The 17,118-nt window shown below is 72.8% G+C and carries 16 protein-coding genes and 1 pseudogene; 10 read left to right on the forward strand and 7 right to left on the reverse strand.

Features of this window, described 5'->3' with window-relative positions:
- Positions 1–42: 42 nt before the first annotated feature.
- From ACFU97_RS26590 to ACFU97_RS26610, 5 genes and pseudogenes are all read left to right on the forward strand, one after another.
- Positions 43–1,023, forward strand: a complete 981-nt coding sequence (locus ACFU97_RS26590; RefSeq protein WP_384261100.1) for a dehydrogenase — start codon at positions 43–45, stop codon at positions 1,021–1,023.
- A gap of 115 nt (positions 1,024–1,138) precedes the next feature.
- Positions 1,139–1,537 (forward strand): 6-pyruvoyl tetrahydropterin synthase family protein, encoded by a 399-nt coding sequence (locus tag ACFU97_RS26595; protein ID WP_384261102.1) that lies wholly within the window; start codon positions 1,139–1,141, stop codon positions 1,535–1,537.
- A complete protein-coding gene (locus ACFU97_RS26600) occupies positions 1,534–2,745 on the forward strand; it encodes a glycosyltransferase family 4 protein (RefSeq protein ID WP_384261105.1) in 1,212 nt (403 codons plus the stop codon). The genes ACFU97_RS26595 and ACFU97_RS26600 overlap by 4 nt, the downstream gene beginning before the upstream one ends.
- A 74-nt stretch (positions 2,746–2,819) precedes the next feature.
- Positions 2,820–3,749, forward strand: coding sequence for a class I SAM-dependent methyltransferase (locus ACFU97_RS26605; protein ID WP_384261327.1), 930 nt, complete (start codon positions 2,820–2,822; stop codon positions 3,747–3,749).
- A pseudogene (locus tag ACFU97_RS26610) lies at positions 3,746–4,723 on the forward strand (lysylphosphatidylglycerol synthase transmembrane domain-containing protein); the annotation flags it as partial. The gene ACFU97_RS26605 and the pseudogene ACFU97_RS26610, both read left to right, overlap by 4 nt.
- Positions 4,724–4,818: 95 nt before the next feature.
- On the opposite strand, the gene ACFU97_RS26615 reads toward ACFU97_RS26610, so the two are convergent.
- Positions 4,819–5,583, reverse strand: coding sequence for a creatininase family protein (locus ACFU97_RS26615; protein WP_384261107.1), 765 nt, complete (start codon positions 5,581–5,583; stop codon positions 4,819–4,821).
- A gap of 38 nt (positions 5,584–5,621) precedes the next feature.
- Here ACFU97_RS26615 and ribA point away from each other — a divergent pair, with 38 nt between their 5' ends.
- Positions 5,622–6,281: a GTP cyclohydrolase II gene (ribA, locus tag ACFU97_RS26620; RefSeq protein ID WP_384261110.1), complete on the forward strand. Its 660-nt coding sequence runs from the start codon at positions 5,622–5,624 to the stop codon at positions 6,279–6,281.
- A 78-nt stretch (positions 6,282–6,359) separates the two neighbouring features.
- Here ribA and ACFU97_RS26625 read toward each other — a convergent pair whose 3' ends face one another.
- The 3 genes from ACFU97_RS26625 to ACFU97_RS26635 form a co-directional block, all read right to left on the reverse strand.
- On the reverse strand, positions 6,360–7,592 hold the full coding sequence (locus ACFU97_RS26625) for a serine hydrolase domain-containing protein (RefSeq protein ID WP_384261113.1): 1,233 nt from the start codon (positions 7,590–7,592) through the stop codon (positions 6,360–6,362).
- A 68-nt stretch (positions 7,593–7,660) separates the two neighbouring features.
- On the reverse strand, positions 7,661–9,034 hold the full coding sequence (locus ACFU97_RS26630; protein ID WP_384261116.1) for an MFS transporter: 1,374 nt from the start codon (positions 9,032–9,034) through the stop codon (positions 7,661–7,663).
- The gene (locus ACFU97_RS26635; RefSeq protein ID WP_384261118.1) at positions 9,031–9,636 is read right to left on the reverse strand and encodes a TetR/AcrR family transcriptional regulator; all 606 of its coding nucleotides are present in this window, start codon (positions 9,634–9,636) and stop codon (positions 9,031–9,033) included. The genes ACFU97_RS26630 and ACFU97_RS26635 overlap by 4 nt, the downstream gene beginning before the upstream one ends.
- An 89-nt stretch (positions 9,637–9,725) precedes the next feature.
- Between ACFU97_RS26635 and ACFU97_RS26640 the strand changes: the two genes are divergently transcribed.
- On the forward strand, positions 9,726–10,163 hold the full coding sequence (locus tag ACFU97_RS26640) for a PPOX class F420-dependent oxidoreductase (protein ID WP_384261121.1): 438 nt from the start codon (positions 9,726–9,728) through the stop codon (positions 10,161–10,163).
- A 79-nt stretch (positions 10,164–10,242) separates the two neighbouring features.
- Here ACFU97_RS26640 and ACFU97_RS26645 read toward each other — a convergent pair whose 3' ends face one another.
- Positions 10,243–12,306, reverse strand: coding sequence for a glycoside hydrolase family 31 protein (locus tag ACFU97_RS26645; RefSeq protein WP_384261124.1), 2,064 nt, complete (start codon positions 12,304–12,306; stop codon positions 10,243–10,245).
- 241 nt (positions 12,307–12,547) lie between these two features.
- On the opposite strand from ACFU97_RS26645, the gene ACFU97_RS26650 reads away from it, so the two are divergent.
- Together ACFU97_RS26650 and ACFU97_RS26655 are read left to right on the forward strand one after the other, a co-directional pair.
- A complete protein-coding gene (locus ACFU97_RS26650; protein ID WP_384261127.1) occupies positions 12,548–12,958 on the forward strand; it encodes a VOC family protein in 411 nt (136 codons plus the stop codon).
- A 47-nt stretch (positions 12,959–13,005) separates the two neighbouring features.
- On the forward strand, positions 13,006–13,347 hold the full coding sequence (locus ACFU97_RS26655; RefSeq protein WP_384261129.1) for a VOC family protein: 342 nt from the start codon (positions 13,006–13,008) through the stop codon (positions 13,345–13,347).
- A gap of 474 nt (positions 13,348–13,821) precedes the next feature.
- Here ACFU97_RS26655 and ACFU97_RS26660 read toward each other — a convergent pair whose 3' ends face one another.
- Both ACFU97_RS26660 and ACFU97_RS26665 read right to left on the reverse strand, forming a co-directional pair.
- Complete coding sequence (locus tag ACFU97_RS26660) at positions 13,822–15,180, reverse strand: MFS transporter (protein ID WP_384261132.1); 1,359 nt, start codon at positions 15,178–15,180, stop codon at positions 13,822–13,824.
- A gap of 199 nt (positions 15,181–15,379) precedes the next feature.
- On the reverse strand, positions 15,380–16,045 hold the full coding sequence (locus ACFU97_RS26665; protein WP_016431569.1) for a TetR/AcrR family transcriptional regulator: 666 nt from the start codon (positions 16,043–16,045) through the stop codon (positions 15,380–15,382).
- Positions 16,046–16,208: 163 nt separating this feature from the next.
- Here ACFU97_RS26665 and ACFU97_RS26670 point away from each other — a divergent pair, with 163 nt between their 5' ends.
- Positions 16,209–17,087, forward strand: a complete 879-nt coding sequence (locus tag ACFU97_RS26670; protein ID WP_384261134.1) for a shikimate dehydrogenase — start codon at positions 16,209–16,211, stop codon at positions 17,085–17,087.
- Positions 17,088–17,118 lie beyond the last annotated feature (31 nt).

Raw genomic sequence — 17,118 nt, forward strand, 5'->3', positions numbered from 1 at the left:
TCGGTACGTGAACGGCTTCCCGATCGTTCAGGAGGACACCCGATGAACCACATCGCCCGAGCGTTCTGGCTCAGTCGTCCGGGTCTGGGCGAGATACGGACCGCCGACCTGCCCGAACCCGCCGAGGGCGAAGTTCTGGTGCGTTCGCTCTACTCCGGGATCAGCCGCGGCACGGAGACCCTCGTGTTCCGCGGCGGGGTCCCGGAGAGCCAGCACGCGGCCATGCGGGCACCCTTCCAGGAGGGCGATTTCCCCGCACCCGTGAAGTACGGCTACCTCAACGTCGGGGTGGTCGAGGAGGGACCCGCGGAGCTGGCCGGACGGACCGTCTTCTGCCTGTATCCGCACCAGACCCGGTACGTCGTGCCGGCCGCCGCCGTCACCGTCGTACCGGACACCGTGCCCGCCGAGCGGGCCGTCCTCGCGGGCACCGTCGAGACCGCAGTGAACGCGCTCTGGGACGCCGCACCGCTGGTCGGCGACCGGATCGCCGTGGTCGGCGGCGGCATGGTCGGCTGCTCGGTCGCGGCCCTGCTGGCCCGCTTCCCGGGCGTGCGCGTGCAGCTCGTCGACGCCGATCCCGGCCGCGCCAAGATCGCCCACGCACTCGGCGTCGACTTCGCCTCGCCCGCCGACGCGCTCGGCGGCCGCGACCTCGTCGTGCACGCCAGCGCCACCGAGCAGGGCCTCACCCGGGCCATGGAGCTGCTGGCGCCCGAGGGCACCGTCGTGGAGCTGAGCTGGTACGGCGACCGGAAGGTGAGCCTTCCGCTCGGCGAGGCCTTCCACTCCCGGCGGCTGACCATCCGCAGCAGCCAGGTCGGCACCGTCTCCCCGGCCCGCGCGAGCCGCAGCTACGCCGACCGGCTCGCCCTCGCCCTCGATCTGCTGGCCGATCCGGCGCTCGACGCCCTCATCACGGGGGAGAGCGCGTTCGAGGAGTTGCCGCAGGTGATGCCGAAGCTGGCCTCCGGCGAGATCCCCGCCCTGTGCCACCGTGTGAGGTACCCCGAAACGGCCTGACCTGAGAAAAGAGTCTGAGAACGCTGAACACGGGGAAGCGAAGAGCCGTACTAAGGGCATCCCCGGCAGGGAGTCAGCCGGGGGGCCAGACGCGCCGCACCTGGAGGGTCGTCCGTTGTTCAGTGTCACCGTCCGCGATCACATCATGATCGCCCACAGCTTCCGCGGCGAGGTCTTCGGGCCCGCGCAGCGCCTGCACGGAGCGACGTTCCTGGTGGACGCCACGTTCCGGCGCGAGCAGCTGGACGACGACAACATCGTCGTCGACATCGGACTGGCCACGCAGGAGCTCGGTGCCGTGGTCGCCGAGCTGAACTACAGAAACCTCGACAACGAGCCGGAGTTCGCCGGGACCAACACCTCGACGGAGTTCCTGGCGAAGGTCGTCGCCGACCGGCTCGCCGCCCGGATCGAGAAGGGCGCGCTCGGCGAGGGCGCCAAGGGCATCGCGGGGATCAGCGTGACCCTGCACGAGTCGCACATCGCCTGGGCGAGTTACGAGCGTGCCCTGTGACCCATGTGACCTTGGAGAAGACGGCGAAGGGCCGGCAGGCGGCGGAGCCGGCGACGCTCGGCTACGTGCCCGTCCAGCACTCCGCCCTGAAGAACGCCGAGATCATCCCCATGTCCCTGCGCTCCGTGCACTTCGTCCTGCCGGGCGGCGTCGACGACCCGGCCGCCCCGAGCGGCGGCAACGCCTACGACCGGCGCGTCAGCCTCGATCTGCCCGGCTTCGGCTGGCAGGTCCACCCGCACGCCGTGCCCGGTGAGTGGCCCCGGCCCTCGGCCGCGGCCCGCGCCGAACTCGCCCGTACGCTCGGTGAGTTGCCGGACGGCTCGGTCGTCCTGATGGACGGCATCGTGGCCTGCGGCGTCCCCGAGGTGGTCGTCCCGGAGGCCGAACGCCTGCGCCTGGCCGTGCTGGTGCACCTTCCGCTCGGCGACGAGACGGGCCTGGAGCCCGCCGTGGCGGCCGAGTTGGACGCCAAGGAGCGGGACGTGCTGCGGGCGGTGCCCGCCGTGATCGCCACCAGCGACTGGGCGGTACGGCGCCTCGTCTCGCACCACGGCCTCGCGCCCGAGCGGGTCCATGTCGCCGCTCCCGGTGCCGACATCGCGCCCCTCGCCTCCGGTACCGACGGTGTCTCCCGGCTGCTGTGCGTGGCCGCCGTGACGCCCCGCAAGGGGCAGCACCGGCTGGTGCAGGCGCTGGCCGCGGCGGCCGACCTGCCGTGGAGCTGCGTGTGCGTCGGCGGCCTCGGGCACGACCCCGAGTACGTCGCCCATCTGCGGCTGCTCATCAAGGAGAACGGCCTGGAGGACCGCATCGAGCTGGCCGGCCCGCAGGCCGGCGCCGTGCTCGACGCCAGCTACGCCGCCGCCGACCTGATGGTCCTCACCTCGTACGCGGAGACGTACGGGATGGCGGTGACCGAGGCCCTGGCGCGCGGCATCCCCGTGCTGGCCACGGACGTCGGCGGGCTGCCGGAGGCGGTCGGACGCGCCCCCGACGGCGGCGTGCCCGGCATCCTCGTGCCGCCGGAGGACCCGGCAGCGCTCGCCGCGGAACTGCGCGGCTGGTTCGGCGAGGCCGACGTCCGACGCCGGCTGAAGGCCGCAGCCCGGGGCCGGCGGGCCGCCCTGGACGGCTGGGCGACCACGGCCCGCAGCCTCGCCGGAGTACTGGGCCGGCTGCCGAGCGAACCCAGGAGGGCGGCATGAACAGGACCGCAGAGATCGGCGGAAAGGTCCCGGCGCAGCCCGGGCCCCGCCACGACTCCGAACCGGCGGACCCCATGACACGCAGCCCCGAACCCACGGATTCCGTGATCCCCGGCGCCGGCCCCGCCCCCGGGGAGCGCGCCACCGTACGGCTGCGGGACAACGGACCCGAGGAGCCGGCCCGGTACGCGCCCGAGTGGCTGGAGCTGCGTGAGCGCGCCGACGCCGCCGCGCGCGCCCACGACCTGCTCGACCCGCTGCGGATCCGGCTGGCCAACCTGCCCGGCAGGAGCGGTCTCGTCATCCACGACCTGGGCTGCGGCACCGGCTCCATGGGCCGCTGGCTCGCGCCCCGGCTGGACGGCGCCCAGCACTGGGTCCTGCACGACCGCGACCCCTACCTGCTGCACTTCGCGGCCGTCGCCTCCCCGCGCTCCGCCGCCGACGGCAGCAGGGTCAGCGTGGAGACCCGGCGCGGCGACATCGCCCGGCTCACCGGGGACGCCCTGCGCGGCGCCTCCCTGGTGACGGCCTCCGCGCTGCTCGACGTCCTCACCCGTGAGGAGATCGAGACCTTCGCGGACGCCTGCACCGAAGCGGGCTGCCCGGCGCTGCTCACCCTCTCCGTCGCCGGACGCGTCGAACTCGCGCCCGCCGACCCGCTGGACGAGGAGATCGCCGAGGCGTTCAACGCCCACCAGCGCCGGGACGGCCTGCTCGGGCCGGACGCGGTGACGGCGGCGGTCGAGGCCTTCTCGGAGCGGGGCGCGACCGTCCGGGTGGACCCGAGCCTGTGGCGGCTCGGGCCCGACGAGGCCGCGCTGACCGCCCAGTGGCTGCGCGGCTGGGTGGGCGCGGCCGTCGCGCAGCGGCCCGAGCTGAAGGCGCCCGCGGAACGGTATCTGCGCGAGCGCCTGGCCGCCTGCGAGGCGGGCGAACTGCGCGTCACCGTCCACCACAGCGACCTGCTGGCGCTGTCCCGGCCGACGGGCGGGGCGTCATGAGCGTGGAGACGGCTCCGGCGCCGGTGGTGCGGCGCGAGGCGCACGGCGAGGCGCGGACCGACACGCCCGCGCCGGCCGCGCCCCGCCGGCGCAAGGCCCTGGCCCTGCTCAACTCCCCGGCCGTGCGCACCCACTTCGGCTCGGTCGCCGGCGTGGCCATCCTCGGCGGCCTGCTGTGGCGCCTCGGCACCGGGGTGCTGCTGGACGGGCTGCGGCGCATCGACGCGACGACGCTGCTGCTCGCGCTCGCCGTCGGCCTGGTGACCACCGTGCTCAGCGCCTGGCGCTGGGCGCTGGTCGCGCGCGGTCTGAAGATCCGGCTGCCGCTCGGGACGGCCGTCGGCGACTACTACCGCTCGCTGTTCCTGAACGCCGCCCTGCCCGGCGGCGTCCTCGGGGACGTCCACCGTGCGGTGCGGTCCGGGCAGAACGCCGGCGACATCGGCCGCGGTGTGCGGTCGGTGGTGCTCGAACGGGTCGCCGGACAGGTCGCGTTGACGGTCGTCGGGGCGGCGATGCTGCTGACGATGGAGTCGCCGGTGCGGGCCGAGGTGCGCCACTTCGCCCCGCTGACGGGGCTGGCCGCCCTCGGTGCGCTCGCCGTCGTCGTCGCGCTGCGGATGAACAAGGCGCCGTCCCGCCGCGGACGGGCGCTGCGCGCGACGCTCAGCGAGGCGCGCGAGGGGCTGCTCTCGCGCCGCAACTGGCCGGGCGTGACCCTCTCGTCGCTGCTGATCCTGGCCGGCCACTTCGCGCTGTTCGTGCTCGCCGCCCGGGTCGCGGGCTCCGGTGCCTCCGTCGCCGTCCTGCTGCCGCTGGCCGTGCTGGCCCTGGTCGCCATGGGACTGCCGCTGAACGTCGGCGGCTTCGGGCCGCGCGAGGGCGTCACCGCCTGGGCGTTCGGCGCCGCGGGCCTCGGCGCCGGCAGTGGCGTGGCGGTCGCCGTGGTGTACGGCGTGCTCAGCTTCGTGGCCGCGCTGCCCGGCGCCGTCGTGCTCGTCGCCCGCTGGTACACCGGCCTGCGCACGGGCTCCGGGACGGCCGCGGCGGCCCCGGAACCCGCCGCCCGCTACGCCCGCCCGTCCGCCGAGGTGAGGAGCGAGAAATACGCGCCGAAGGAATCGGCGAGGCTCGCCAGCAGTTCCTTCCCCTTTTCCGCGGAACCCAGCGAAGGGCGTCCGATGACGCCCGAGTCGGTATAGCCGGACATACCGAGGGTAAGGAGATGACGCCGGTCGTCCGCGACGAGATCGGAGGTCTCATAACCGGGCCGGAGGAATTCCGGGTGAGCGTGCAGAAGGATGGAGGTCTCGATTTCTCCCGCGTGCATGTCGGTCAGCAGCGAGGTGGTCACCCCCGCCCGCTGCCGCGCCGCTTCCCAGTCCTCCGCGGCCGGGAACAGCGCCATGTGCTCGCCGCGGGCGGAGGATTCCTGAACGACGTTGCCCAGTACGTAGTTTCCGCCGTGCCCGTTGACCACCACCAGGGCGTCGACGCCGGAGCGGCGGAGCGAGGCGGCGATGTCCGACACCACCGCATGAAGGGTCACCGACGAGATGCTGACCGTACCGGGCCACGCCGCGTGCTCGTGCGAGCAGGAGATCGTCACCGGGGGAAGGAGGTGCACCGGGTACGCCGCGGCGATCTCCCGGGCCACGGCGCACGCGACGAGCGTGTCGGTCGCCAGGGGGAGGAACGGACCGTGCTGTTCGAAGCTTCCGACGGGAAGCACCGCGACCTGCGTTGAGACACCCGCGCCCCTGGTCCGTACCTCTTCCGTAGTGTCCGCCGGCACCAGTCCGTCCGCCGCCGTACGCGCGCCCGAAACACTCATTTCTTCACGGCCTTTCGTCTCTGCTTAGGAATCAGATCATGACAGAAAAAATCGGCGTCCTCGGCAAGAAGTCCCTGCAGCGCACGGGCGTGGAACGAATCGTGAATGCGCCCTTGCCCACGGTGTACGGCCAATTCCGCGCGGTCGGTTACCTGGATCACGATCGCGGTGACGAGCAAGTGGCCCTCGTGCACGGTGACATCGGCTCCGAGGGCGTTCTCACCCGGCTGCATTCCGAGTGCCTGACCGGTGACGCGTTCGGTTCGCAGCACTGCGAGTGCGGGGACCAACTGGCCTCCGCGCTCAAGGCGGTGGTCGCCGAGGGCAGCGGCATCGTCGTCTACCTGCGCGGCCACGAGGGCCGCGGCATCGGTCTGCTGGCCAAGCTGCGGGCGATGGCACTGCAGGCGGAGGGCCTGGACACCGTCGAGGCGAACCTGGCGCTCGGGCTGCCGGTGGACGCCCGCGACTACGGCGTGGCCGCCGGGATCCTCCAGGACCTGGGCGTGAACTCGGTGCGGCTGATGTCCAACAACCCGCGCAAGCGCGAGGCGCTGGTGCAGCACGGCATCGAAGTGGCCGAGACCGTACCGCTGTTGATCCCGCCGTGCGAGAGCAACATCACCTACCTGCGCACCAAGCGGGAGCGGCTCGACCACGTCCTGCCGCACCTGGACGCGGTGGCGCACCTGTCCTGAGCGCGGGCCCGCCACCTCGCCGCCGGTGTCTGCAGGGGAATCCACCGTCGGCGAGGTGGCCGGTGGCCTTCGCGGTGCCTACCCGGTGACCGCCTCGTGCACCAGGCGCCTGAGCTCCGGGATGACCCCGAGCGAGGTCGTCGGGCGGACCTGGGTCATGAACTGCACGGTCAGGTCGCGCACGGGGTCGACCCAGAAGGTCGTCGTCGCCGCGCCGCTCCAGCCGAAGGTGCCGGCGACCGAAGGCGACAGGGTGCGCTCCGGATCGACGACGACCGAGACGCCGAGGCCGAAGCCGATGCCGTCGTTGTTGGGCTCGTCGTGGGCCGGGCGGCTGCCGTGGGCGCGCAGGTCGGCGCCGCCGGGAAGGTGGTTGCGGGTCATCAGGTCCACCGTCTCGGGCGCGAGCAGCCGGACGCCGTCGAGTTCGCCGCGGCGGCGCAGCAGTTCCATGAACCGGTGGAAGTCGTACGCGGAGGCCACCATGCCGCCGCTGCCGGACAGCAGGCGGGGCCGCCCGCCGCGCAACGGCAGCCCCGGCACGGGCTTGATGCCGCCGCCGTCGCTCTCGCCGTACAACTCGGAGAGCCGGTGCGCCTGTTCGTCGCCCACGTGGAACCCGGCGTCCGTCATGCCGAGCGGCCCGAGGATCCTGTCCGCGAAGAACGCGTCGAGCGGCTGCCCGGACACGACCTCGATCACCCGGCCCAGCACATTGGTGGAGACCGAGTAGTTCCACTGCGTGCCCGGCTCGAACTGCAGCGGCATCCGCGCGTACACGTCGACCGTGTGGGCCAGGTCCGTGCCCGGTACCACCGAGGACTCCAGGCCGGCCTCGCGGTACAGCGCGTCGACGGGGTGGCTGTGGTAGAAGCCGAAGGTCAGGCCCGAGGTGTGGGTCAGCAGATGGCGGATCCGTATGGGCCCGCCGGCCGGGCGCGTCCGTACGTCCGCGCCCTCGCCGCTCTCGTACACGCGCGCGTCGGCGAAGGCCGGGAGATGGTCGCCGAGCCGGTCGTCGAGCGACAGCCGGCCCTCCTCCACGAGCATCAGCGCGGCGACCGAGGTGACCGGCTTGGTCATGGAGTAGATCCGCCACAGGGTGTCGGCCTCGACCGGCAGGTCCGCCGCGACGTCACGCCGGCCGTACGTGGTGAGGTGCGCGACGCGGCCGCCGCGGGCCACGGCGACCAGGAAACCCGGCAGGCGTCCCTCGTCCACGAAGTGCGCGCAGGCCTGGTCGAGCCGGTCCAGTGCCTTCACGTCCAGCCCGGCCTCGTCCGGTTCGACCTCTTGCCGCAGCGTTGCCATCGCTCTCCTTCGAATGCGCTCGTGCGAGGTGTGGTCCGGCGGTACCCCCGCCCGGACTGCCTCAGACCTCATCGTCGCGCAGGAACCCGGACCTGGGACCCCTCCGGGTCACGATTGATCGTTTGAGTGGAACGTTTCGGCAGCGCGCGGCCCGCCACCGCTCCCGCCCCGGCCACGAGGGCGAGCACCCACAGCGCCGGCCCGTACCCGCGCCCCGGGCCCAGCAGCGTGGCCGCGAGGGCCACGCCGAGCGCCGGCCCGACGTTCAGCGCGGTCTGCTGCAGGCCGCCCGCCACCCCGGCCGACCCGGCCGCGGCCCGGTGTACGACGACATGGGTGCCCGCCACCATCACCGTGCCGAACCCGGCCCCGAGCAGCGCGAACCCGGTGCACAGCGCGACCGTGCCCGCGCTGCGGCCCAGCACCACGATCCCGGCGGCCAGCACGGTCATCGCCGTGACCGTCGTGCGGCGCGCCCCGAACCGGCGCAGCAGCAGCGCGGAGCCCGGGGCCGCCAGGATCATCAGCGCCGCCAGCGGCAGACCGAGCAGGGCCATGTGCAGGGGGTCGTGGCCGAGGGCGTCCTGGAGCAGGAAGGTCGCGACGAAGAGCGTGCCGTGCAGGGCCGCCGACGCGGACACCAGCATCGCGAGCGCCGGGCCGGCGGCTACCGCGCCCACGACGTCCGCGGGGACCAGCGGGCTCGCGGTCCGCCGCTCGTGCCGTACGAACACGGCGCCCGCGAGGACGGCCAGGGCCAGGCCCGCCCCGCTCACCGCCGTCCAGCCGTACGCCGGCAGCCCGGCGAGGACATGGACCAGGCAGGCCAGGGTCACCGCGAGCAGCACCGCGCCGGGCAGGTCCAGGCGGGCGGGGGCGGTCCGGGGACGCGGGCCGCGCAGGGCGAGGGCGAGCGGGCCGAGGACGAGGGCCGGTACGACGTTGAGGAAGAACACCGCCCGCCAGCCCGGCCCCGCGACCAGCGCGCCGCCCAGCACGGGACCGGCCGCGGCTGCCAGCCCGATCGCCCCGGTGCGCACGGCGATCGGCATCCGCAGCCGGCCGGGCGGGTACGCGGCCCGCAGCATCCCGAGCGTGGCGGGCTGCAGCAGCGCCCCGAACACGCCCTGGACGACCCGCAGGCCGATCACCCAGCCGATGCCGGGCGCCAGCGCGATCCCCGCCGACGTGAGCCCGAAGCCCACCATGCCGACGGCGAAGAGCCGTTGATGGCCGTACCGGTCGCCGAGCCGTCCGCAGAACACCAACAGGCCCGCCACCGCGACGAGATAGCCGGTGCTGGTCCACTGGACCTGCGCCACGGAGGCGTCCAGGTCGCGCCGCAGGGCGGGCTGGGCGACGGTGAGGGCCGTGCCGTCCAGGGCGACGACCACGGCCCCGGCCACGCTGCTCACAAGGGTCCAGGTGCGGTGGAGGCTCATGCCGCGTCCCCGAGGTGCGCGTCGAGGGCCGACCGCAGCAAGGGTGTGAAGTCGTGGGCACCGGTGGCGAGTTGGAGGCTGCCCCAGCCCCACAGCTGGGCGATGCCGTGCAGGTTGGCCCACAGTGCGCCCGCGACGAGCCGGGCGTCCGTGTCCGGCCGGACCCGCCCGACGAGTTCCACCAGGCGCCCGAACAGGGGCAGGCTGGTGTCGCGCAGGCCCAGATGGCCGCTCTCCAGCAGGTCGTGACGGAACATCAGCTCGTACATGCCCCGGTGGTCCAGGGCGAACTGGAGATAGCAGCGGCCCAGGGCGGTGAGCTGTTCGCGCGGGGGCGCCGTGCCGTCGCCGGCCGCCTCCGCCGTTCGTTCGGCCAGTGCGGCGAAGCCGCGGCGCGCGATGGCGGACAGCAGCTCCAGGTGGGTGGGGAAGTAGCGGCGGGGCGCGCCGTGGGAGACGCCCGCGCGGCGGGCGATCTCCCGCAGTGTCAGCGCCTGCACGCCCTCGTCGGCGACCAGCTCCACCCCGACGTCGACGAGCCGCGCCCGCAGCCCGGTGTCCGCGGAGGCGTCCGTGTCCGTGCTCGTGCTCGATGCCTGCATAGACACTGTCTACCAGCCGTGCGTAGACAGTGTCTACCGGTCCTGGCCATGGGGGAATGCGCGGCTCCGCCGGACGGGTTGATCCAGGTATGACTCAGGACGCACTGCTCGAGCTGCTCTCCGAAGGGCGTGGCGGGGTGCTGGTCACCCTCAAGCGCGACGGCCGGCCCCAGCTGTCGAACGTCAGCCATCACTACTACCCCGACGAACGGGTCGTCCGGATCTCGGTCACCGACGACCGCGCCAAGACGCGCAACCTGCGCCGGGACCCGCGCGCGTCGTACCACGTCACCACCGCCGACCGCTGGGCGTACACCGTGGTCGAGGGCACGGCCGACCTCTCACCCGTGGCGAAGGACCCGCACGACGACACCGTCGAGGAGCTGGTCCGGCTCTACCGCGACGTCGTCGGCGAGCACCCCGACTGGGACGACTACCGCGCCGCGATGGTCCGCGACGGGCGGCTGGTGGTGCGGCTGAAGGTGGAGCACGCGTACGGCATGCCGAAGGGGGCCGACCGGGGCTGAGGGCAGCCCCGGTGCAGCCCCGGACCACGTGCTCCGGCCGCCCCTGAATCCGGCCGGAGCACGCGCCGTTACCCCATGATTACCGCAGTGCGCGCAATGCCTCAACGGCGCCCTTCGCGTGAAGGTTCACGAAGGCCGGGGTGACGGTGAGCGGGGTGGCGTACCCCTTCAGGGTCGTCGGGCCGTCGATCGTCGTGCGGCGGCTGACGTCGTACCACCTGCCGGGCGGCAGATGGATGTCCCGCGAGGCCGCTGACGTCAGGTTGGGCGCGGAGAGCACCGCCGGGCCGAGCATCCACTCGTCTCCGACCGTGTAACCGGCCTTGTCCTGCGGGAAGTCGAAGAACAGCGGCCGGACGATCGGGTCGCCGGTCCTGAGAGTGTTCTGCACCTGCTCCCAGATGTACGGCGCGAGCCGCTCGTGGCGGGCGATCGCCGCGCGGTACAGGTCGACGGTCTGCTGGTCGTAGTCCACCTTCTGTCCGGTCGTCGCGTCGACCGTGTCCACGGGGGAGGTGGAGGCGTACATCAGCGGCATGTACGACGCCGTCTGCGCCCAGCGGACCAGGACCTCCTTCGTCGGCGCGGGCTGTCCGCTGGAGCCGCCGATCATGTCGGTCTCGACGAACGGGTAGCCGATCGTGGACAGGGCGAGGTTCTGCGAGACGGCGGCCCGCAGTGAGTCCCAGCCGGTGCCCTTGTCGATCTGGCGGATGACGAAGCCCGCCCGGTGCGCGGCGCTGCCCCAGTGGACCCGGATGCCGGCGCCCTGGAGGTCGTAGGAGTCGGCGAGTTCGGAACCCAGGCGCTGGTAGTCGGTCCGCGTGCTGCCGTCACGGCCCGCGCAGTGGTCGTCGAAGAAGCGGGTGTCGAACTTCAGGCCGTCGACGCCGTAGGTGTCCATCAGCTTCTTCAGGTTGCCCTGGTACCAGGCCCTGGCCTCGGGGTTGGCGAGGTCGACGATGCCGGCGGTGCCGTTCCACCAGGTCACCGTGCAGGGCTTGGTGGGGTCGGCGGCGTCGTGCAGCAGGTAGTCGTGGTCCGCCGCGTACTGGTAGTTGGCCGAGTCGAGGTTGATCCACAGGGTGACCCAGAGGCCGAAGTCGTAGCCCATGGCGTGGATCTGGTCCGACATCGCCTTCGGGTCGGGGTACGCCTTCGGGTCGAAGGTCATGTTCCCGTAGTTCGACTCCCACTTGTCGTCGAGCTGGATGGTGTGGCCGTCGATCCCGTTGGCGTGCAGGTCGGTCGCGTACTTGAGCAGTTTCTCCTGGTCGACGTTCGTGTAGAACTGCGCCCAGGAGTTCCACAGCGGCTCGGCGTACTGCTCGTAGGTCGCGTCGCTCTTCTGCGGTGTGCCGACGATGCCGATGTAGTCGCGGTAGACGGCGCGCGGCGTCGACTCGACGAAGACGGTCGCCTTGTACGTGCTCCCGGACTCGACCGTGAAGCGGCCCAGGCCGTCGCCGGACCTGTTGAGGGCGACGTCCATGGTGTCGCCGGTGTCGACGTACAGCCCGGCCGAACTCTGCGTGTACCAGAAGGGATCGACCATCTGGTACGAGGCCGCGCTGAAGTCGTCCTGCTCGACCTGCCCGGCGTCCAGCGGCCAGGGCTGGTCGGTGTACGGGCCGCCCGAGGGGGTGGTCGTCTCGCCGTGGCCGTACCAGTGCCCGGCGCTGTCCAGGCCGTAGGTGAGGCCGAGCGACGTGGCCTGAACTCCCCGGACGTCCCAGTCCAGTTGGTAGCGGTCGGCGGTGGGGGTGACCCGGGCCTCGATGCTGGTCCCGGCGAGGGTCGTGTCCGCGGTCAGGGTGAGCACGCCGTCGCGCCAGCTCCAGCCGGTGAGCCCGGTGGCGTGCTGCCAGGCGTCGCCCGCCCGGAAGCGGAGGGCGTCGGTGCCGGTGGCGAGGACGGTGTGCCCGGATCTGCGGGTGGTGAGGGCGAGTTGGCCTCTCTTCGGGACGGAGACCGTGTAGCCGGGGGAGTCGCGGGTGGCCGGCACGTCGAGGGTGACGGCGTTCGCGGACTGCGCGACGCGGGGGCCGGGTGAGGTGGCGGAGGCGTGGGCCGTGGACGGGAGGAGCGCCACCGTCAGGGTGGCGGCGAGGAGACAGCCGGACTTGCGGGAAAGGATGCGCACCACTCGTGTCCTTCTGCGGAAGAGGGGGGAGCCGTGGGGTTGCTGTGCCGTGCCGTGCCGCAGTGCTGTTCATTTCTGCTCGTTCCGGCCGATGTTCTTGCTCAAAACGTCATCTGTCAACGGGGGAGGGGGGCTTGACGGAGACCTAGGACCCGGGGCGCAGGGCGGATGGCCGATGGTCCGGGGATCACCGGCTGCCTAGGCTGCGAGGGTCGAATCCGCAGCTCGGAAAGAGGTCAGCATGCCTGTCGACGGCCGCAGTCACATCCGTGTCGCCCGCCCCTCCCGCGACCTCGCGGCCGCGGAGCGGTTCTGGGTGGGCGGGCTGGGACTGAGCGTGGTGTGGCGGACCGAGGGCGGGACGGAACCGGGCGAGCACGATCTGCTGATGGCCGGCTGGCCGGACGCGGGCTGGCACCTGGAACTCGTCCACGAGCCCGGGCGGCCCGTGGAGCCGCGGCCCACCGAGGAGGACCTCCTCGTCGTCTACGTCGACGGGCCCGTGCCGGAGGAACTGGTCGCCCGGCTGGAGGAACACGGCGGCAAGCGGGTGGCGTCGCCGAACCCGTACTGGAACCGGTGGGGGGTGACGGTCGAGGACCCGGACGGGTACCGGCTGGTGCTGTGCGAGCGGGGCTGGTCCAACGCATAGCTCCCGCGGTGCTTGCCGCGGGCGGTTCGCGCGCATACTCTCCGCGCGTGATCAATGGGGCCCATGTGGTGATCTACAGCAATGACGCCGAGGCGGACCGGGCGTTCTTCCGGGACGTCCTCGGCTGGGAGCACGTCGATGCCGGGCACGGGTGGCTGATCTTCAAGGCGCCGCCGGCCGAGGTCGCCTTCCACCCGGCCGACGGCGAGCCGTCGCACGAACTGATGCTGATGTGCGACGACCTCGACGCGACGACCGCCGAACTCACCGACAGGGGCGTGGAGTTCACCCGCCCCCTGCAGGAGGCCCGCTGGGGCCGCCTGACCGGTTTCCGCCTCCCGGGCGGCGGCGAGATCGGCCTGTACGAACCGAGACACCCGACGCCGTAGCGGGCCCCCGACGGCCGGGACCCGGAACGGACGAACGCCGGCTCGGAAGGCGTGGCCGGCGAAGGCGGGCGGCCGAAGCCGCAGCCGGTGAACGCCGGTGGCTGGAGCCGGAACGGGTGAACACCGGCCGCCGGAGTCGGAGCCGGCGAAGGAAGGGCGCCGGGGCAGGGCCCTGGAACTCCCGTCTCGGGGCCGCCGTGGGAGAACCAAGACCGCGGGTGCCGGAGGTGGCGAACGCCCGCCCGGCCGAGCCGTGATCGGCGCCCCCGGCGGCCGGAGCCGGAGCCGGAGCCGGAGGACCAGGCCGCGGACCCGCGGTCAGTCGGCCGCCGAGGCCGTGGTCGCCACCCGCACCCCGGGTGGCCGGAGCCGTAGCCGGTGCATCCCGGGGGCCGGGGCCGGCGGTGGCAAAGACCTGCCCCCGGGTGCCGCAGGGCAGCCGGGGGCCGGGGTGGTTGTGGGGGCTGGGGCCGGTCAGGCCGTTACCGTTTCGGGTCGGGACGATTTCGTGGGGGCGTGTTCGCCCAGGTGTTCCGTGGGGATCTTGTGGGTCTCGCGGGCCGAGAGCGCGGCGATGACCGGCGGGACGCACAGGGCCGCCGTGAACAGGGCCACCGAGGACCAGTCGGTGCCGTCGGGGCCCGCGATCTGCGCGGCGAAGGTGACCGCGAAACCGGCCACGGCGAAGCCGATCTGGGTGCCGATCGCCATGCCGGACAGGCGGACGCGGGTGGAGAACATCTCGCCGTAGAAGGACGGCCAGACGCCGTTCGCGGCGCTGTAGACCACGCCGAAGGCGACGATGCCGAGGACCAGGGTCAGCGGGTAGTTGCCCGTAGAGATCGCCCACAGGTAGAGGAACATCGCGAGCGCGCTGCCGGCGGCGCCGGCCAGGAACACCGGGCGGCGGCCGATGCGGTCCGACAGCGAGGCCCACAGGGGGATCGCGGCGAGCGCGACCAGGTTCGCGAGCGCGCCCACCCACAGCATGGAGGACCGGGACATGCCGACGGAGTCGCTGGTGGCGTAGGCGAGCGCCCATACCGTGAAGATCGTGGAGACCGAGGCGACCAGCGCGCCCCCGATCACCCGCAGCACATCGGCCCAGTGCTCGCGCACCAGCACCGCGAGCGGCAGCCTGGCCACACCCTCGGTGGCCGCCTGCTTGGCGAAGGCCGGCGTCTCCTCCAGCCGGCGGCGGATGAACCAGCCGACCGCGGCGACCACGACGCTCGCCCAGAACGGGATCCGCCAGCCCCAGGTCAGCAACTGGTGGTCGGGCATCGCGGCGACGGGGATGAAGACCAGGGTGGCGATGAGCTGGCCGCCCTGGGTGCCGCCGAGGGTGAAGCTGGTGAAGAAGCCGCGCCGGTTCGACGGCGCGTGCTCCAGCGTCATGGAGTTCGCGCTGGCCTGCTCACCGGCGGCCGAGATGCCCTGCAGGACCCGGCACAGCACCAGCAGCACCGGGGCCGCGGTGCCGACCTGGGCGCGCGTGGGCAGGCAGCCGATCAGGAAGGTCGACAGGCCCATCAGGAGCAGCGTGAAGATCATGACCTTCTTGCGGCCGATCTTGTCGCCGAAGTGCCCGAGGAAGAGCGCGCCGACGGGCCGGGCCGCGTACGCGACGCCGAACGTGGCCAGCGACAGCAGGGTCGCGGTGGCCGGGTCGGACTCGTCGAAGAAGACCTTCGGGAAGATCAGCGCGGCGGCGCTGCCGTAGATGAAGAAGTCGTAGTACTCCAGGGCGCTGCCGATCCAGGCGGCTGCCGCGGCCTTTTTCGGTTGCCCGCCGGCTTCGGCAGGGTCGCGGGGTGCGACGGAGTGCGACACGGCGTGCTCCTTCGAGGGGACTCCAACGTAGGCGGAGTGAGCGGGAGGGGGAAGCGGAGAGTGGGGGGCAGAGGGCCGATCGAGGAGCCGGATCTCGGCTTAATTAACCCACTGGGTAGTTAGTCCCGGTGGGTAGGGATGTTGCGCCGCCGTTTCGCGCGTGTCAAGGGGGGCCGCCGTGCGGCCTCGGCCGCGGGGCTCAGTCCGCGGCGCGCTCCGCCGTCAGGTAGGCGATCACCATGTCGCCGAGCATGGCGCGGTAGTGCTCGCGCTGCGCCGGGTCCACCAGGTCGCGGCCGAACAGGGCGCCGAAGGTGTGCCGGTTGGCGACCCGGAAGAAGCAGAAGGAGCTGATCATCGCGTGCAGGTCGACCGCGTCGACGTCGGCCGTGAACAGGCCGGACTCCTGCCCGGTGGCGAGGATGCGGCGGATCACGTCGAGCGCGGGCGAGCCGATCTTGCCGAGCTTCTCGGAGCCGGCGATGTGCGCGGCGCCGTGGATGTTCTCGATGCTGACCAGGCGGATGAAGTCGGGGTGCTGTTCGTGGTGGTCGAAGGTCAGCTCCGCCAGGCGCCGGATGGCCGCGACCGGGTCCAGGTGCTCGACGTCCAGCTCCTGCTCGGCCTCGCGGATCACGCCGTACGCCCGCTCCAGGACGGCCGTGAACAGCTGCTCCTTGCCGCCGAAGTAGTAGTAGATCATCCGCTTCGTGGTGCGGGTGCGGGCGGCGATCTCGTCGACGCGGGCGCCGTCGTACCCGGCCCGGGCGAACTCCTGCGTGGCGACGTCGAGGATCTCGGCCTGGGTGCGGGCGGCGTCACGGATCCGCCCGTTCGGTCGTGCCGGTTCGTCGACGCTGGTCATCGGGTTCCTTCGGGAGTACGGCCAGTGCCGCAGATTGTAGAAGGCGGACCTGGCGCCGCGGCGAGGCCCGCCCGGCAGGTGGTCCGGGGCTTCCCAGGGAACGGTCCGGCTGATATAGCTAACGTACTGGTTCGTACATTAGCGCTCGGCTCAGGAGGTCCGCGTGACCAAGGACTCGTATCTCGTCGGACTGATCGGTGCGGGCATCGGCCCGTCGCTCAGCCCGGCGCTGCACGAGCGGGAGGCGGACCGGCAGGGTCTGCGCTACCTGTACCGGCTCATCGACATCGACGGGCTCGGGCTCCCTGCGCAGGCGGTCGGCGACCTGGTGCGGGCCGCCCGCGACCTGGGCTTCGACGGGTTGAACATCACCCACCCCTGCAAGCAGCTCGTCATCGGGCACCTGGACGCGCTCGCCCCGCAGGCCCGGGCGCTGGGCGCGGTGAACACCGTGGTCTTCGAGGACGGCCGCGCGGTCGGGCACAACACGGACGTCACCGGGTTCGCGGCGTCGTTCGCGCGCGGGCTGCCCGACGCCTCGCTGGAGCGGGTGGTGCAGCTCGGCGCCGGCGGCGCGGGGGCGGCCGTCGCCCATGCGACGCTCACGCTCGGCGCGGAACGGGTCACCGTGGTGGACGCGCTGGCCGACCGGGCGGTCGCCCTGGCGGGTCAGCTGAACGAGCACTTCGGGGAGGGGCGCGCCGCCGCCGCCTCGCCGGACCGGCTGGCGGGGCTGCTGGCGTCCGCCGACGGTGTCGTGCACGCGACGCCCATGGGAATGGCCGCGTACCCCGGCCTGCCGTTCGCGGCCGACCTGCTCCGGCCCGAGCTGTGGGTGGCCGAGGTCGTCTACCGGCCGCTGGAGACCGAGTTGCTGCGGGCCGCCCGGGCGGCCGGCTGCGCCACGCTGGACGGGGGCGGGATGGCCGTGTTCCAGGCCGCGGACGCGTTCAGGCTGTTCACCGGGCGCGAGCCGGACGCTTCGCTGATGCTGGCGGACATCGCCGGGTTGGCCGGGGCCGCGGAGAGCTCGGTTCGGTAGGCCGGGGGCGGCCGCGGGTTGGTCGTGGTCG

Origin of the sequence: Streptomyces sp. NPDC057616, from assembly GCF_042800575.1 — a bacterium.
In the GTDB taxonomy this organism is placed as follows: domain Bacteria; phylum Actinomycetota; class Actinomycetes; order Streptomycetales; family Streptomycetaceae; genus Streptomyces.

What these genes read in the sequence shown, in the direction of transcription:
- ACFU97_RS26590 (WP_384261100.1), top strand. Translation starts at nt 43, where the DNA reads ATGAACCACATCGCCCGAGCGTTCTGGCTCAGTCGTCCGGGTCTGGGC.
- ACFU97_RS26605 (WP_384261327.1), top strand. Translation starts at nt 2,820, where the DNA reads ATGACACGCAGCCCCGAACCCACGGATTCCGTGATCCCCGGCGCCGGC.
- ACFU97_RS26615 (WP_384261107.1), bottom strand. Translation starts at nt 5,583, where the DNA reads ATGAGTGTTTCGGGCGCGCGTACGGCGGCGGACGGACTGGTGCCGGCG.
- ribA (WP_384261110.1), top strand. Translation starts at nt 5,622, where the DNA reads ATGACAGAAAAAATCGGCGTCCTCGGCAAGAAGTCCCTGCAGCGCACG.
- ACFU97_RS26625 (WP_384261113.1), bottom strand. Translation starts at nt 7,592, where the DNA reads ATGGCAACGCTGCGGCAAGAGGTCGAACCGGACGAGGCCGGGCTGGAC.
- ACFU97_RS26630 (WP_384261116.1), bottom strand. Translation starts at nt 9,034, where the DNA reads ATGAGCCTCCACCGCACCTGGACCCTTGTGAGCAGCGTGGCCGGGGCC.
- ACFU97_RS26635 (WP_384261118.1), bottom strand. Translation starts at nt 9,636, where the DNA reads ATGCAGGCATCGAGCACGAGCACGGACACGGACGCCTCCGCGGACACC.
- ACFU97_RS26640 (WP_384261121.1), top strand. Translation starts at nt 9,726, where the DNA reads ATGACTCAGGACGCACTGCTCGAGCTGCTCTCCGAAGGGCGTGGCGGG.
- ACFU97_RS26650 (WP_384261127.1), top strand. Translation starts at nt 12,548, where the DNA reads ATGCCTGTCGACGGCCGCAGTCACATCCGTGTCGCCCGCCCCTCCCGC.
- ACFU97_RS26665 (WP_016431569.1), bottom strand. Translation starts at nt 16,045, where the DNA reads ATGACCAGCGTCGACGAACCGGCACGACCGAACGGGCGGATCCGTGAC.